The following is a 15876-nucleotide window of genomic DNA, read 5'->3' as shown; positions in this document are numbered from 1 at the left end:
ACCCCAAGTCCATCGACACGATCGTTGCCACTAACCTTCACGCAGACATCCTGTCGGATCTTGCAGGTGCTTTGGCAGGGTCGCTGGGCGTTGCACCCACTGCCAATATCGATCCGGAAAGGCGTTTCCCGTCGATGTTCGAACCAATCCACGGATCGGCCTTCGACATCACCGGCAAAGGTATCGCCAACCCGGTCGCAACCTTCTGGACCGCCAGCCAGATGCTTGACCACCTTGGCGAGCTCGACGCCTCGGCACGCCTGATGCGGGCGGTTGAAAAGGTTTGTGCTGATGGCATCGTTACACCAGATGTGGGTGGCAAAGCCACGACGCGCGAGGTCACCGATGCGGTCTGCGAGGCAATACGCGGCGAAAACACCTAAGCTGGCTGATTTAATGCGTGTTTCTGATCCTCAGGCCTTGCTGCGCCGGATGCTGGATGCTGCCATTTCAGCGGCTGACCCAGCAAAGGTGCTGGCGCAGCATTTGCCCGAAAAGCCGACGGGGCGTTGCATTGTCGTGGGCGCCGGCAAGGCCGCCGCGAGCATGGCGCGCGCAGTGGAAATCGCTTGGCCGGATGTCGATCTGTCAGGTGTTGTCGTCACGCGTTATGGCCACACGGCAGTAACAGAGCGGATAAAGGTGCGCGAGGCTGCCCACCCTGTGCCGGACGAGGCCGGTCTGGCTGCCGCGCAGGAAATACTTGAGGCGGTCCGACAGGCGCGCAAGGAAGATCTGGTTCTGGCCTTGATTTCTGGCGGAGGCTCCGCCCTGATGCCGATGCCACGGCCACCGTTGACCATTGCCGACGAAATCCTTGTGAACAAGGCGCTGTTGCAGTCTGGCTTGACCATTGACGATATGAATCGTGTCCGGCGCCGCCTGTCGCTGATCAAAGGGGGCGGTTTGGCAAAGGCGGCCCATCCCGCAAAAGTTGTCACTTTGGCAATCTCGGACGTGCCCGGCGATAATCCCGCGGCCATCGCTTCGGGCCCCACCTTGCCGGACCCGACAGCCGGGGATGACCTGTCGTCCATAGTCTCGCGTCTGGGCACGTATATTCCGGAAGAAGCGCGGTGTTTGTTAAGCACAACGCCAGAGTCGGCGCCCTCCTTTGAGACGGATTTTCGACTCATCGCGGCTCCACAGTTGGCACTGGAGGCCGCTGCCCAAGTCGCGCGAGACGCAGGGATTGCGACCGTATTGCTCGGTGACGCGCTAGAGGGGGAAGCGCGCGAGGTCGGCACGGTGATGGCCGGCATAGCCAAGGCCGTTCGATCCCATGGCACACCTGCGCAAGCCCCCGCCGTTCTGCTTTCGGGTGGGGAAACAACTGTCACAATCGGGAAGACGCCACCGGGCAAGGGCGGGCGAAATACCGAATTCCTATTGTCGCTTGCGCTTGGGCTCGCAGAACGTCCCGGGATTTACGCAATCGCAGCAGACACCGACGGCATTGACGGCAATGAAGACGCGGCCGGCGCCCTTATCGGACCGGAAACCTTGGCAGAAGGCCGCGCTGGGGGGCTTGATCCGACAGGCTGCCTCGCCAGCCACAATAGCTATGCGTATTTTCACGCGTTGGGGGCCCTTATTCATACCGGACCGACCCTGACGAACGTGAACGACTTCCGCGCTATCCTGATTTGTTGAGCCGCAATGTCGCGCCTAAGCCACCTTTCTCTATGGGAAAGATGCTGTTCAAAAAAGGAAACCGCTTCAATCAGAAGGTGCTTCCCGCATCGCATCGGACTTGGTTTTCGACCAGCAATCGGGAACCAGCCGGATCAGATTTCTAGCAGTAATTCGGTTGCCCGCGTCAAGTTGTACTTCGATCCTGCGCAACAACTCTCCGAGTCTTGACGCGCCAAGGGTAGATGCGGAACCAGCCAATTTGTGCACCTCGGAGCGCAGCCCGTCGATGTTCGCCATATCACTACGGGCGAATGTGCTTTTGCAGGCGGCGTCCATCTCCTCGACGAACAATTTCATCAGGTCGTGCCATTTTTCGTCCCCCATGGTCCCTTTGAGTTCGCGCTGATGGGCCTTGTCCCAGATTGGCGCGGCGGCGTCGAGATGTTGGTCCTGCTTTGCACCATGGGTCAGCAGGCTGTCGAGGCGATCCAGCCCAATGGGCTTGACCAGTACGTCAACCACACCAACCGCTTTAAACCGATCAACGTCGGCGGGCATTGCATGGGCGGTGACCGCAAAAATGGGCGTTTTCGCATTCGGGCCAGTGCTGGCCTTGATCTGCTTCGTTGCTTCCACCCCGTCCATGTCGGGCATGCTGATGTCCATTAGGATCGCGTCGAACGCCTGCATCTCGGCGAGTTTGACCGCCTCAGCCCCGTTATGCGCTTCAACGCAAGCATGGCCGAGCTTGGAAAGCATCTCGCGCGCGACGACCCGATTGATCGCGTTGTCTTCGACAAGCAGGATCAAAAGCGCTGGGCGCGTTTGATCGGCATATGCGGGTGGGGGTGATGGGTGTCCTTTGTCCTTGGCCCCGCTGGTTTCGGAGGCGACATTCGTCGGCAACCGGACCCAAAATACCGAACCCGCGCCCATCTCGCTTTCGACACCGATCTCACCGCCGAGGTGCTTGACCAGACGCCGGACGATAGCAAGGCCGAGCCCCGTGCCTTCTTGTGCGCGGGTATAGGATGGATCAAGGGTGACGAAATCGTCAAAAACCTTCGTTTGGTCCTGTTCGGAAATTCCGATCCCATCGTCTGTCACGCGCAGTTCCCATTGCGCTTCGGCAAAGTGGGGCTCGATCTCCACTGTGATGGTGCCATGACTTGTGAATTTAATCGCGTTGCTCACCAGATTGGTCAGGATTTGGCGGAATTTCCCCGGATCGCCCAAAACCAGATTGAAGTCCGGGTCCAAGACATTCAGCTTGAGCATGTTGCCACGATTTTTTGCGGACATCTTGAGGCTGCTGAGCAGTTCCTGTGCAACGGTCGCCGGATCGAAGGGACGCTTGATGATCTCTGCCGCACCAGCCTCCAGCCGTGACATATCAAGGACGGCGTTGACATGATGAAGTAGCATCTCGGCCGATGTGCCCATCACGTCTGTCATGTTCGATTGGGTTTTATCAAGCTTGGTCGTCCTGAGAAGTTCGAGTGCTCCGACGATGCCGTTGAGCGGGGTCCGCATTTCATGGCTCATGACGGCAACCAGGTCGGCCTTGGCCCGTTCGCCTGCGACCGCTTTGTCGCGGGCATTGACCAATTCTTCCTGTTTCGTGATACGGTTCGAAATGTCGCGAAGATACGCAACAAAGATCTCTCCTTCAGGACCTTCCGCGCTCGAGATCGAAATCTCGACTGGGAAAATACGTCCGCTTTTATGCTTGGCTTCGAGCTGCACGCGCCCTTGCCCGACAACCCGACGTTCGCGGGTTTCGATGTAGCGTTTCATCCCGGTTTCATGGGCCGCGTGCAACTTGTCTGGGATGATCTTGTCAGACATTTGCTGACCGATGATCTCGTCTCGGGTATAGCCGAATATCGTCTCGGCGGCCCTGTTGAATTCGATGACGCGTCCTTCGATATCTACGGCAATGATTGCGTCCAGAGATGTGGAGACGATCACGGCCATCCGTTTTTGGGCCTCGGCCTTTTCCCGTCCATCTCGCGTCGCGGTTCGGTATGATTTGATCAGGGCGAGAACCGTAGCGCTGAGGGCTGCGACCAACAGGAATGTCAGAAGACCCAATCGCAACAGGGCGTTTGCAACGCGCGCGCGCTGAGCATCCGCGCTGCGCGAGAAATACCCGACGCCGATCAGGGACACTTCGCGCATGGCAGGCCGTATTGCGTCGATCTGCATCGTGAGTTCGGGCAAGGCTGCGGTCAGATCTGCATCGGGGCCGTCCATAACCGGAATCAAATTGTCCAAGAGGTTGGACACGTCGGTCAAGATGGCGCGGGCGTCGTCATCTTGACGCAAACCGGTCAAGACGGCGCTTTCCTGCATCGTCTTGACGCGGGAATAGAATACGTCAAAACGCCGACGCACGTTTTGAATCTGCTGTTCTTCCGGCAGATCGGACCGGAGTGTCTCCGACAACAACGCCAGCAATTCAACCTCGGATTGGGCAAGCGCCCATTGCGTACTGTCGGCGTTTGCCGTGGCCAGTGCATCGATTTCGCGCCGGGCGTCGGCGCTGAGGTAGTAAATCCCAACGGCGCAGGCAGAAAAGACTACAAATGCCAAAAGCGCGCCGAACCAAGTGTTCGTGCGCGCGCTGTGCGTGGTGGCCATGCTATTCTTGGTAGGGTTTGCAGGACCATCAGGTGGCATCAATCGCTCGTTTCAATGCGGTCAAGCTGCCAGATGCTTCGAGAATAGATCAGTTCCGACCGGTATTTGGGATCACTATCATAAGGGTAAACGATCCAGAGCGGGCCTTTGTCGCGGACGGACATGGGTTCGCCGTTGTTGAGATAGGCGATGATGGGGCCACCTTCGACGGCATCAGAAATTGGGATCTCGACGGTGTAGTCATTGATTGCCGATGCCAGCAGGACCCCGTCTTCCAAGTTCAGCTCTTCGGCAAGTTTCAGGAGAGATACGCCGGTGAAGCTTTGTGGACCGTCCGTCCAGATCGTTTTGGTTTCAAAGGTGACCGCGCCCATCTCCTTTAACGCGTCCAGATCGTATGTTTGCACCTTCCCTTCGTGGGTCACGGTAAGCAGCGTCTCAGCGACTACCTGTAAGGGCGCCAGAACTGCGCCAATGCAAAAGACCAGACCTGTGATGGTTGGAAAGGAAGTAGACAACATAAATGGCTCCTTGTCTGCAATGTTGAACATTAAATTGCGCAACCCCTAGCACGACAATACCCCTTTTCGACGAGAGCATTGGAATATTCCCCTATACGAACGGATAGGCGACATGATCGAATGCATGCAAGCCTGTCCCTTGGAGCGCATATCTGGCGGCGTAGCTTTCATGATATTGAATTAAAACTTAATAATGTTGCGCGAGGAAAACTCGTTGAAATACTTTAAACTATCCCAAAAATAGCCGCTGTTAGGACATATTCCCTCGCTATTTGTGGTGTTTAGCGAGACCGGAGAATTTAAATGCGTATACTTGTTGCTGATGATCATGATCTGGTCCGCGAAACGATCGCCTCTTTTCTAGCAAATTCTGACGGTATCGCACTGGTGGAGACGGCCGCGACGCTGGACGAGGCTTTAGTGGCGGTTCAGGGGGAATATGTCTTTGATTTGATCCTGCTGGACTACAACATGCCCGGCATGAACGGACTGAACGGCTTGGCCCGAATGAAAGAGGCTGCCGGCAAGGTCCCTGTCTCTATCCTGTCGGGAACAGCCTCTCCTGCGGTGGCGCAGGCCGCGATCGAAGCCGGGGCTATGGGTTTTGTGCCCAAGACGCTCGGTTCCAAATCCATGGTCAGCGCCGTCAAGTTCATGGCGATGGGCGAGGTCTATGCCCCGTTCGATTTCATGCAGAAAGCGCAGGAAAAAACTGTGGGCAACCTGACAGAACGTGAAACAGCCGTCCTTCAAGGGCTCTGCGAAGGGAAATCCAACAAGGAAATCGCACGCGATCTGGACCTGCAGGAAGTGACGATCAAGCTGCACGTGAAAACGCTGAGCCGCAAGCTCGAGGCGCGCAATCGCACCCATGCCGCGATGATCGCCAAAGAGCGGTGTCTGGTCTAAGTTTCCGGTCCAAGTTTCAGGGTCACCCAAAGGGGGGGCGAGGTAGAGTGACGTCCATGCGACCCTGCTCCGATCTCAACAGCCAGACGAGCGACGGGTTGCGCCTGCTCTTTGTGGCGCTGGCCGGGGCGTTGCTTTTTCATGGTGGGCTTTTGCCTTTCACACACGGCAATACCTACGACGCCTTCATCCATATGTTCTTTGGTGACAGCTATCATCGCAGCTGGTTCGATACCTGGGAGCCGCGCTGGTACACAGGTTTTTCCACGACCAGCTATCCCCCCGGGACACATATGGCGATTGCGGCCTTGATGCATGTCTTGCCGCTGCGCGCGGCGTTCATGGTTGTGCAATTGTTGGGCCTGTTCTTGCTGGTCATCGGGGTTTACCGCTTTTCCCTGCTATGGGTCATGCCCCGCGCCGCAGGCTATGCCGCCATTGCCGCAACGCTCGCTTCGTCGATCTCCGAGACCATCCACCTGTTCGGGCAATTGCCGACGATCTTTTCCCTCGGGATCTTTCTGAATGGTCTGCCCTTCGTTTACCGCTGGATCGTCTACGGCCGGATGTGGAACTTGTTTGCAGCGGTGGTTTTTGCCGCCGCGACGACGGCCGCTCATCATGTTACAACGATCTTTGGTGGCGTGCTGTTCGTGATCCCGCTCGCGCTGCAAGCGCTGCGCAGCGTGCATGAGATCGTGCCGCTGGGACCGTATCGGTTCTCTGGTTTGCGCCGCTTTTTGATGCCTCTTGCGCGGGGGCTTGTTCTGGCCTGCTTGATGCTCGGGGCGATCGTCGTCACGGTTCTCCCCTATTGGATCTGGTCGATCAGCGATCCGATCACTCAGGTCCCCATTCCCCATGGCAGCCGTGAAAACTTTATCGAACGCCCCGACCTCGGTTTGATCTTCTTCGTTTTACCTTGGGGCGTGACGATCCTGTTTCTGCCTTTTGTGATCTACAAGACCTTGACGACAAGGCTCTGGCCACTCGGTGCGATGGTCCTGATCTGCTTTGTCCTCGGGACAGGTGGTACCACGCCGATCCCGCGTGCCATCTTGGGTGGGGCCTTTGATATCCTGACTTTGGACCGTTTCACGTTCTGGGCCACGATCCTTGTGCTGCCCTTCATGGGTCACATGATCGACGGGCTGTTGCACGGACGGTCCGGCCAAAGCCTTATCGCAGCCTTCGGGCGCGGGGCACGGCGTTTCGTAGTCGGCGGTCTGTTCGCATCAATGACGGCCGTGGCCGTATTCATTGCCATTCTGCCGACGATACAGCCCACACAACCGCAGTTCATCGACCCGGCCCCTATTGTGAAATTCATGTCGGAAGACGAACACGACAGATGGCGTTACCTCACTCTGGGGTTTGGTGACCAGTTCGCTTATCTGGCAGCACAGACGACCGCACAGTCGGTCGACGGAAATTATCATTCGGCGAGACGGTTGCCAGATATGACACGGTTCTCGGTCGAACGTCTGGAGAACTCCAAATACCTCGGTGTGCCCGGTCTGGGGTCCCTTCAGCAATTCTTGGAAAATGCGGACCGGTACCATTTGAAATTTGTTTTCTCGAACGATGCATTCTATGATCCGATCCTGCATTTCAGTGGCTGGACACGGTTGAACCGATTGTCGAACGGCGTGACGGTCTGGGAAAGGCCGGATGTGGTGCCGTTGCCTGTGTTGCAGCCACGGCGCAGCTTGCCGGAAACACAACGATTTATGTGGGGCACGGTACCACCGCTGGCATTGGGCTTGGCGGCACTTATCTTTGTGATGACGGGGCTAAACAGAGGGCTAGGCGCCCACCAGATGGAGCCCCGCCCGCTGGTGGCTGCGCGCACCCGCTTTGACAATCCCAACCGCGTCCGGCTTATTGTGATCGGCTTGGGGCTTTGCGCCATTGCGCTGGGCACGTGGTTCGCAGTAGCGCTGAGCAAGGAACTGTCGAGGACGCCCGCCCCGGAGGATGTGGTCACGGCCTATTTCGATGATCTGGATTTTCGGCGGTTTGAGGATGCCTACGCCTTGATCGACCCTGAAACCCGCCCGCCCTTTGATGACGTCATGTTCGGCTGGCGCTGGCGCGGCGGATTGATTGCCTCTTATGGCAAGCTGACGGAAACACGCCTGACGCTTCTGGATAGCAGCCCTGCGATCATGGATTGGGAGGTGAGCCTGGATTGGCTGACCGCGCTGAGTATCCGGACGGAGGTTTTGCCGGTTCGAACCGTCTTACGTGACGGACAATGGTTTATCGCACCTACTTCCTTACCAGCCACGCAAACGCCCGTCCGGTTGCAGCGGGACACCTCGGTTGTGTGGAACGTCGTGGGTCGGCGGCAACCGCGGCCAGAAACAGACCTGCACCGCGACAGGCTCGATCGGCCCCGCATCGTTCTGGGACAGGCCCGGCTGGTGGAACATGAGGGCCACTACTCCATCGTGGGAGAAGTGACCAATTCTGACAACGACCCCGCCTATGTCAGCCTGTTCGGCGAAATGGATGCGAAGCTTACGCGTCAGGCTGCGGGTGTGGTCAACGGCCAAAGGCTATTGCCGGCCGAGACGAGTGGATACCGGATCGACTTTGACGATGTGCTTTCGCTGCAGGATGCCGAGGCGATGGGCCAGTTCGATCCGACCCTTTGGATTCCGCCGACCTTGGATGCAGCTCCGACGCAGGCCCTTGTCACCGGGCGGGCTTTAGTGGCGGGGGCCGATCTCTATCGTGGCGTGTCGCTTAACGGGATACGGGTCGATATGACCGATGATGGCCCCGTCCTGACGGCAACAGCGGTCAACAACGGCGTTGAAAGTGCTACGATCGTGCGGGTCGTTGCCGTTCTTTATGATACGGATGACGACGCGATCTGGTCGCAGGCCGGGTTTGTTGAAACAAACATCTATCCTGGCCAGAGCGCGCCCTTGCGGATGGAATTCCCGTCCCGTGCCGACCTGCGGATCGTGGCCGAGGTTCAGCCCGATACAATCATCGTGAACGGCAGCACGCAGCAGGCCGATACTGTGCTGCCCTCTTCCGAGATCGGGACCATCCCTCTGGAGGGTATCACGGGCTATTCGGCCATGCGGCTGCATGTTTCCACAATGACCCATGATCCGTTGGAGTGATGTGATGATCAGGCTCTTCTTCGCCCTGTTGTTGACGGCCCAGATGGCCAGCGCGCAAGATTTCACCACCGATGCATTTGGCATTCTTCCGACCGCGCAGTTGGGTGACAGGGAAAACTGGGCCGGTTTGCAGCAGTCATCGAATGGTGGCGAAACCCTGCGGACTGCGGGGCGGACTGAAGCCGTTATCCTGTTCGTCGGCCCCAAGAGCATTGTCGCGGGTCGCGAGCCAGGCCATGCCGTCGCATTGGGGCTGGACGTTCATGGAAACATGGTCAGCGGGACGCAGGCGGACGTACAACTCGGATATGGGCCGGTGATCCCTGTAGACACGCTGGACGGAATAGCTGGCGTCCTCTTCACGCCGCCGCCCCAATCTGGCGCTTTCTTGGCGGGGGTAGAGATTGACGGGGTGCAATCGGCACGCGCCGATTACCGGGTGTCCGCAGATTTGGCGACTGTTCTGCCACAGTTCGCGAACAGCGAGATGAGCGTTCTGTCCGAGACCTTCGGCGTGATCGAAACCGCGCCGCTGACCGATGCGTATGGCAACAGCGTCGATGATGGTGTTGGTCTGAGTATCGTTTTGACAGACGAAAGCGATACAACGACTTTCGTTCCTTCGGTCGTCCGCGATGGTGCGGCGCGCAGCGTCTTGCTGGTGCGGGACATGGCAGGCACCAATACCGGCCAACTGGCCTTGGCGGGCACCGGTTCGGGTGGTCTCGGCTTTGTGGTGGACGACATGGTGATTGAGGATGCGGGCGCCTTCGTGTTCTGGGCAGAGCCTGCGATCAATGCTGTTCGGATCAGGCTCGGCCCGCTGGCGACTTCAAAAGGGTATCTGGTGCCCGATGGCATCGCAGCCCAAGTCGATGTGGTGGCAGCAGATGGCACAGGTTCGTCTGTGCAGGGCTGGGTTCTTGACGGGTATGTCACGATCGGTCTGCTGCTGTCGCCCGACGCTGGACCGTTTGAGGTGTCACTGACGGTCGGCAAGACGCAGGTCGATCGCAGGGTGGACCTGTCGCCGCCGCCCGAGAACCTGACCATCAGGGGGGCAGAATGACCCGAAATCTTATGCTGATTGCCGTCTTTGCTGCCATGATCGGCGGTGTCCTTTGGACGGCCTCTGCTGCGCTGTCGCGCGCCACCGAACGGACGGTCACTTACCAGTATATCGCCGACGCCCTTGATGCCCTGAGCGCGCGGCCAAGTCATGTGACGTGGCAGGACCAAGTCTCTGATCTCGTGCGCCCGGTTACGCCCGGTGATGAAGTGGCGCTGGGCCTCGCAATGACTGAGGCTTGGTCGGTTCTCGCACTGGCCCAGAGCACTGGCGATGCCTGGCTCTTGCGGGATAGTTTTAGCGGCGTTGCGCAAGAAAGGGCGGAACGATCTGTTCTGGATGCGGGCAAAGGCGGGCAGATGGTGGTGCTGAGCCAAAAGGCGCAACCGCAATTCTATCACCTCGATGGATCGGTCTTTCAGGCAGAGGTGTCGATGCGGGTGGCCCGCTTCGTCGCGGACGGTGATGACTTAGCCTATTTCGAACTGGTTGAGGATCGCGCGGTTACAACCCTGCTGAATGAAACCAATGGTTGGCGGATCTACGCCCATGAACGCACAGGCGCTGCGCCCATCGCCTCAGCCCAACCAGGATGGACTGGCGCGCCCCTTGCCGGTCTCAACTACTATCCAGCCGCAACCCCGTGGCGCGACTTCTGGCCCGCCTTTGACGAAAACATCATCGCGCAGGATTTCGCCCGCATTGCCGATCTGGGAGGGACGGCGGTGCGGGTGTTCCTGACGGCGGAGTATTTTGCCGATCCAGATACACAGCAAGCGGCGCTGGACAGTTTGGCAATGCTGCTCTTTCTTGCGGAGGATGTCGGGTTGCAAGTCATGCCCACGCTGTTTGACCTCAAGCCGACCTTCAGCCCCACAAGCTGGGCGCAGGACTATGCCGCTTTGCGCGCGGTGTTGCCGGTCTTGGCCGCGTCGCCTGCCGTGACCATGGTCGACCTCAAGAACGAGCCTGACCTTGATTTTGAAGCCAATGGTCGGCCACAAATCCTCGCCTGGCTGATGACGATGGCAAGCCTCACCCGAGCGGAGGCGCCGGAGCTAGCGCTGACCATTGGCTGGGCCAGCTCGGATGCTGCTTTGGAGTTGGCGGAAATTCTAGATGTTGTCAGTTATCATGACTACGCGGATTTGAGCACCGCAACAGCGCGGCTGGAGGCTGTGCAGGCGGCAACGGATCGCCCCGTGATGGTGACAGAGATCGGGGTGACCTCCTATGACATGGCGCTGGGCCTGCCAAGTTCGCAGGCAGGGCAGGCCGATGACCTTGATGCCCGTCTTAAGGCGCTTGCGGGTGCGGATGGGCTGTTCGTCTGGACGCTCTATGATTTCCCGAACGTAGACGCGACTGCGGTCGGCGGCTCCCCTTGGGTGCAAAGGCTGCAGGCGCGCTTTGGTCTGTTTGCGGCTGACGGCACGGCCAAGCCCGCGGCCGAAGTCGTGCGACAGGCGTTCGAGCAACTGACCGCAATCCACGACTAACTATCCTTTCGGGTATCCTCATGACCGAATGGCCCGTCTGGCTATGCCACATGACCCGCCATCTGCCCTCTATGGCGGCGTAATAACGGCGAAGCCCAAGCCTGAGGATAATCCATGACACGCCCCCTTCGCATCGCACTTGTTTCTGCTTTTCCTCCGGGCAAGCAGAGTCTCAATGAATACGGATACCACCTTGCCAAAGGACTCGCTGAACGATCTGACGTGGAAGAGGTTGTCGTCATCGCTGATAAACTTGTCCATGATATGCCCGAACTGGACCTTGGTCCAAAGGTGCGGGTTGAGCGCGTCTGGTCGTTCAACAGTCTTTCCAACCTGCCCAAATTGATCGCGTCCATCCGCGGGGCAAAGGTGGATGGGGTGATCTGGAACCTGCAGATGGCGACGTTCGGGGACAGCGAGGCGACCGCCGCATTGGGCCTGCTGGGGCCAATGGGTGCACGGATAGCGGGTACACCCAGCGGGGTCATCGCCCACAATATGGTGGATGGGGTCGATCTGGACCAGACCGTCCTTAAAGGGCAGCGCCTACGGCAAGTTGCGGTGCGTCTGGGATCACGTGTCATCACGCGTGCCTTGCTGTCCACGACCTATCTGACGGTTACTTTGCGCAGTTATTACGATGGTCTGCTGGCCAAACACCCCCGCGCGCCGGTTCATTTGGTACCGCATGGCACATTCGATGCCCGTACGGATGATCTCACGCCATTGGCGCAACGCCCCCGGCGTATTGTGACGATGGGCAAGTTTGGAACCTACAAACGTCTGGAAACCCTGCTGGAGGCCTTTGACATCTTGCGCGCTACGCCGGGCAACGATGACCTTGAACTGATGATCGGTGGCTCTGATCACCCCAACACACTGGGATACCTTGATAGTGTCGCGGCCAAGCGCGGCGATGATACCAGCGTCACATTCGCTGGCTACATCGCCGAAGAAAGCATCCCTGCATTCTTCGGTGACGCGCTGCTGAGCGTCTTTGACTACAGCGCCACGACGGGCAGTTCCGGCGTGCTGCACCAAACGGCTTGTTATGGCACGGTTCCCGTCTTTCCACGTATCGGTGACTTCGTCGACGTATGCGAGGATGAAGGGATCACCGGCGTGAACTATGCCGCCCAGAACGCCAGAGACATGGCCCGGCAGATGCAGGCGGCCTTGGATGACCTGACACGATCACAGGACATGGTGAACACAAACCGTGATGCGGCGCTGCGCTTTCCCTTTGATGCGGTCGTTGACTTTCATATCAGGCATTTAACCGACCCCTCGCGCGTTCGGCGGGCGTCAGACCCCAGCGGGCAGCGGCGTTTGTCTGCGTAAAACGGCATCTAACCAAATGTATAGCGGCGCGTCTCAATTGAGACGCGCCGCTTTTCTTTTGCGCTGAGCAATCTCCAACGAGAGGGCTCATATACGTTCGTGGCACAGGGTAACCTTCTGTTAACCTTAACTGATCTTTCGGTATCAGGACATGGCCGAAGCGCTCAGGTCATAAAAGGCACGTCAACATATGAGTGCTGCCATGACCCTTTTGAACACCTTTGAAATCGCCTTCTCTGGCGCCGCCCCAGTTTCACCAAGCTTGGCGAAAACAATCATTGTTGTGCCCTGCTACAACGAAGCGGATCGCTTGGACGGGGACGTTTTCCTCAAGACACTGGCTGGTTCGCCGGACATGTCTTTCGTCTTCGTCAACGATGGTAGCACCGACGCGACACTCCACTGCCTTGAGGCCCTTCAACTGGCCAACCCAAGCCAGATTGATGTGATCAGCCTGCGCCGGAATTCCGGAAAGGCAGAGGCAGTGCGCAAAGGATTGCAGCACGCCTGCCGCGTCGGTGCTGACCATGTCGGCTATTGGGATGCCGATCTTGCGACGCCCCTCGAGGCCATCGCGGATTTTGAAGTGGTCCTGGGGCGCTACCGCGACATCACCGTGGTCTACGGGGCGCGGCGCCGGTTGCTGGGCCATCGGATCAATCGGACAATATCGCGCCGCGCGGTGTCGCGCATCTGCGCAAGCCTCGCGCGGCTGGCTGTCGGCCTTCCGATCGGGGACACCCAGTGTGGCGCAAAGCTGCTGCGCAATACATCTGTGTTGCGCAACGCGATTGCTACGCCGTTCACTGCCGGATGGCTGTTCGATGTTGAGCTGTTCAGCCGGATCGCCGCTGCGACCCCACACTCAAAGATGTGCTTTTACGAATTTCCGCTTTCTGAATGGCATGAGGTTGCAGGCTCCAAGGTTTCCAGCCGGGCTATTGTGCGCAGCGGGGTGCAAATGCTGCGCCTGATCGCGCATCGCTTTATGGCGAAACCCGTGATTGCCAAACCGGACCTTCCTACCCGGCAAGGTACAGCGAAGGTTGTCTGAGTTGATGGCTGCATCATCCCCCATGCGGGCGCCCAGCCCAGGCTTTTTGGTTTTGGTTGCAAGCCCAGCTGTCATCATCTTCTTGTCGTCAAACATCGTGAATGTTGGCAACCTTGCCTTCAACATGATCTTCAGCCGCTGGATGGGCCCTGAGCTTTTCGGCGACCTTGCGATTGTGCTGACGATCAAGCTTGCCTTTCTTAGTGTTTTTGGCGCGCTAAGTTCGGCAATCAGCCACCATGTCGCTGCACTGCATGTCAGCGACGCGGCGCAGACCGAGCAGGCGCTGGCGCGTATCAACGGCATCTGTTTTGTGGCGTTGTGGCTGGCGCTGCCGGTTGTGGCTGTTGCCATCTTTGCCGGGTCGTTTCAGATGCGCCTAGATCTGGGCTCTCCGTACCTTCTGTATATCCTGCTCGGGTCGGTTCCGTTTAGCGCCCCGTTGAACATCCTGCGGGGTGTTGCCCTCGGGCGCATGAACAGCGCCAAGATCGTCTATTCCGCAAACGTCGAAATGGCTGTCCGCCTCGGCCTTGGGATTGTCGCCTGGCAGATGGGGATGGGCATCGAAGGTGTCGTTGCGGCCATCAGTGTGTCGATCATCGCGGGGTGGGCGGTTCTGATCAATGTTCTGCCACAACCGAGACTGCCTGCGGTCCGCGCTCGGCCTTTGGCAATATCATTGGGACTTGCGACTCTGCCTTTCGCTGTGCTTCAGGTTGCGCAGGTCGCAGCCTTGGACGGGGATATTTTTCTGGCCACGTATTTTCTGGGGGATGTTGAGACCGGTTACGTTGCTGCCTTGTCGCTCTTTCAACGGATTCAATTCTTTGCCTGCTTTGCGCTGGCAAGTGTGCTGTTGCCGTCCGTCGTCATTGCCCTGCGCAAAGGGCAGTCCTATCGCTCGAGCGTCGGGATGATTGCGGGTCTTCTGGGCGCTGTTTCCGTCATCGTCCTGTCTTTGTCACTCCTGTTGCCGGACCTTCTCCTGACACTTCTGGTGGGGGCCAACTATACCGCTGCAGCCCCCCATCTTGTATGGGCCGCAGCTGCGGCTGTGGTCTTCACCATCAATTATCTGATCGCCACATTCATGATGGCGCAGGGGCGCCGTTCTGGCATCGCCACCGTGGTCGCCGGTGCAGGTCTTCAGGTCGCGCTGATGATTGTCGCCCTGTCAGAAGCCTCCGGTGATCTGGCCGCAATGCTCGCCACCAAACTTTACTCCCAACTCGGCGTCCTTGCCGTGTTGAGTGTTCAGCTTTGGATCATCCTCCCAACCCACCAGCAAAAGGTATCAAAATGACGAAACAAATCCTCAAAACCGATGCTACTATCAAAGACGCGCACCTTGTCGATATCAAGCGGGACGAGGCGATGGAACAACCCGCAAACATCCGGCCATGGGGCCACTACGAGCAGCTTGCCTTTGGCCCAAGGTTCCAGGTCAAATCAATCGTGGTAAAGCCGGGCGGCAAGCTCTCTTTGCAAAGCCATTTCCACCGGTCCGAACACTGGATCGTTGTCGAAGGCAGCGCCATTGTCACCAAGGGAGAGCAGGCAAAGTTGCTCTCGGAGAACGAGTCAATCTATATCCCACTCGGAGAGGTCCATCGCCTCGAAAACCCGGGCAAAGTACCGATGCGCCTGATAGAGGTGCAAACCGGAACCTACTTCGGCGAAGATGACATCGTCAGATACGACGATGACTATGGACGCGGTTGATGTCCTAGGATCTCGCCGGCGTCCCACTTAGGGGACGGTTTATCTTAAGGTTGGACGCCAAGGTATGGGGACCTCCGATCTGCGTATGATCACGGCAAAGAAGTGATCAGATGTTTAGATCGCGCGATGCAACGTTGATAGCGCGTCAAATTTGGAATTTTCGCCAGCCCACACTCGCGCTAGCCTCTCAATGAACTATCTGGACTTGCCCCGGAAAAGTGGAGAGCACCAACTGAGGAACCAGGAGGTGTTCTATGGGAAACGGAAACAGACCGACGCCGGAATTTCGGCGTGAAGCAGTTCGGTTGGCGCTGACCAGCGGCAGGACACGGCGGGAGAT

Annotated in this window: 11 protein-coding genes and 1 pseudogene; 10 read left to right on the top strand and 2 right to left on the bottom strand. The window is 58.2% G+C overall.

What is annotated here, in order from left to right; translation table 11 throughout:
• A partial coding sequence (locus VGP75_RS08310; RefSeq protein WP_327543215.1) for an isocitrate/isopropylmalate family dehydrogenase occupies positions 1-383 on the top strand: 383 nt, incomplete at its 5' end.
• Between the two features lie 13 nt (positions 384-396).
• The gene (locus VGP75_RS08305; protein ID WP_327543214.1) at positions 397-1653 is read left to right on the top strand and encodes a glycerate kinase type-2 family protein; all 1257 of its coding nucleotides are present in this window, start codon (positions 397-399) and stop codon (positions 1651-1653) included.
• Between the two features lie 66 nt (positions 1654-1719).
• On the opposite strand, the gene VGP75_RS08300 is transcribed toward VGP75_RS08305, so the two are convergent.
• Both VGP75_RS08300 and VGP75_RS08295 read right to left on the bottom strand, forming a co-directional pair.
• Positions 1720-4317 (bottom strand): hybrid sensor histidine kinase/response regulator, encoded by a 2598-nt coding sequence (locus VGP75_RS08300; RefSeq protein ID WP_327543213.1) that lies wholly within the window; start codon positions 4315-4317, stop codon positions 1720-1722.
• On the bottom strand, positions 4317-4799 hold the full coding sequence (locus VGP75_RS08295) for a putative pterin-binding protein (RefSeq protein WP_327543212.1): 483 nt from the start codon (positions 4797-4799) through the stop codon (positions 4317-4319). The genes VGP75_RS08300 and VGP75_RS08295 overlap by 1 nt, the downstream gene beginning before the upstream one ends.
• Before the next feature lie 303 nt (positions 4800-5102).
• Between VGP75_RS08295 and VGP75_RS08290 the strand changes: the two genes are divergently transcribed.
• The 8 genes and pseudogenes from VGP75_RS08290 to VGP75_RS08255 form a co-directional block, all read left to right on the top strand.
• Entirely contained in the window at positions 5103-5708 is a 606-nt protein-coding gene (locus VGP75_RS08290) for a response regulator transcription factor (RefSeq protein WP_327543211.1), read from the top strand.
• 56 nt (positions 5709-5764) lie between these two features.
• Positions 5765-8848, top strand: coding sequence for a putative glycosyltransferase family protein (locus tag VGP75_RS08285; RefSeq protein ID WP_327543210.1), 3084 nt, complete (start codon positions 5765-5767; stop codon positions 8846-8848).
• Complete coding sequence (locus VGP75_RS08280; protein WP_327543209.1) at positions 8832-9917, top strand: hypothetical protein; 1086 nt, start codon at positions 8832-8834, stop codon at positions 9915-9917. The genes VGP75_RS08285 and VGP75_RS08280 overlap by 17 nt, the downstream gene beginning before the upstream one ends.
• Positions 9914-11416 carry a glycoside hydrolase 5 family protein gene (locus VGP75_RS08275; protein WP_327543208.1) on the top strand — a complete coding sequence of 501 codons (1503 nt, stop codon included), beginning with the start codon at positions 9914-9916 and terminating at the stop codon, positions 11414-11416. Before VGP75_RS08280 ends, VGP75_RS08275 begins: the two co-directional genes overlap by 4 nt.
• A gap of 114 nt (positions 11417-11530) precedes the next feature.
• Positions 11531-12757 (top strand): glycosyltransferase, encoded by a 1227-nt coding sequence (locus VGP75_RS08270; protein WP_327543207.1) that lies wholly within the window; start codon positions 11531-11533, stop codon positions 12755-12757.
• Positions 12758-12959: 202 nt separating this feature from the next.
• On the top strand, positions 12960-13811 hold the full coding sequence (locus VGP75_RS08265) for a glycosyltransferase (protein ID WP_327543206.1): 852 nt from the start codon (positions 12960-12962) through the stop codon (positions 13809-13811).
• 52 nt (positions 13812-13863) lie between these two features.
• Positions 13864-15117: an MATE family efflux transporter gene (locus tag VGP75_RS08260; protein ID WP_327543205.1), complete on the top strand. Its 1254-nt coding sequence runs from the start codon at positions 13864-13866 to the stop codon at positions 15115-15117.
• 80 nt (positions 15118-15197) lie between these two features.
• A pseudogene (locus VGP75_RS08255) lies at positions 15198-15536 on the top strand (cupin domain-containing protein); the annotation flags it as partial.
• Positions 15537-15876: the final 340 nt, after the last annotated feature.

It is taken from the genome of Yoonia sp. (assembly GCF_036007805.1).
GTDB lineage: Bacteria > Pseudomonadota > Alphaproteobacteria > Rhodobacterales > Rhodobacteraceae > Yoonia.
Note: the sequence above shows the minus strand (reverse complement) of the source record. Positions and strands in the feature narration are given on the sequence as shown.

Bases quoted from the DNA above. Each gene is read 5' to 3' on its own strand.
- VGP75_RS08305 (WP_327543214.1), top strand. From the start codon at position 397: ATGCGTGTTTCTGATCCTCAGGCCTTGCTGCGCCGGATGCTGGATGCT.
- VGP75_RS08300 (WP_327543213.1), bottom strand. From the start codon at position 4,317: ATGCCACCTGATGGTCCTGCAAACCCTACCAAGAATAGCATGGCCACC.
- VGP75_RS08295 (WP_327543212.1), bottom strand. From the start codon at position 4,799: ATGTTGTCTACTTCCTTTCCAACCATCACAGGTCTGGTCTTTTGCATT.
- VGP75_RS08290 (WP_327543211.1), top strand. From the start codon at position 5,103: ATGCGTATACTTGTTGCTGATGATCATGATCTGGTCCGCGAAACGATC.
- VGP75_RS08285 (WP_327543210.1), top strand. From the start codon at position 5,765: ATGCGACCCTGCTCCGATCTCAACAGCCAGACGAGCGACGGGTTGCGC.
- VGP75_RS08280 (WP_327543209.1), top strand. From the start codon at position 8,832: ATGATCCGTTGGAGTGATGTGATGATCAGGCTCTTCTTCGCCCTGTTG.
- VGP75_RS08275 (WP_327543208.1), top strand. From the start codon at position 9,914: ATGACCCGAAATCTTATGCTGATTGCCGTCTTTGCTGCCATGATCGGC.
- VGP75_RS08270 (WP_327543207.1), top strand. From the start codon at position 11,531: ATGACACGCCCCCTTCGCATCGCACTTGTTTCTGCTTTTCCTCCGGGC.
- VGP75_RS08265 (WP_327543206.1), top strand. From the start codon at position 12,960: ATGACCCTTTTGAACACCTTTGAAATCGCCTTCTCTGGCGCCGCCCCA.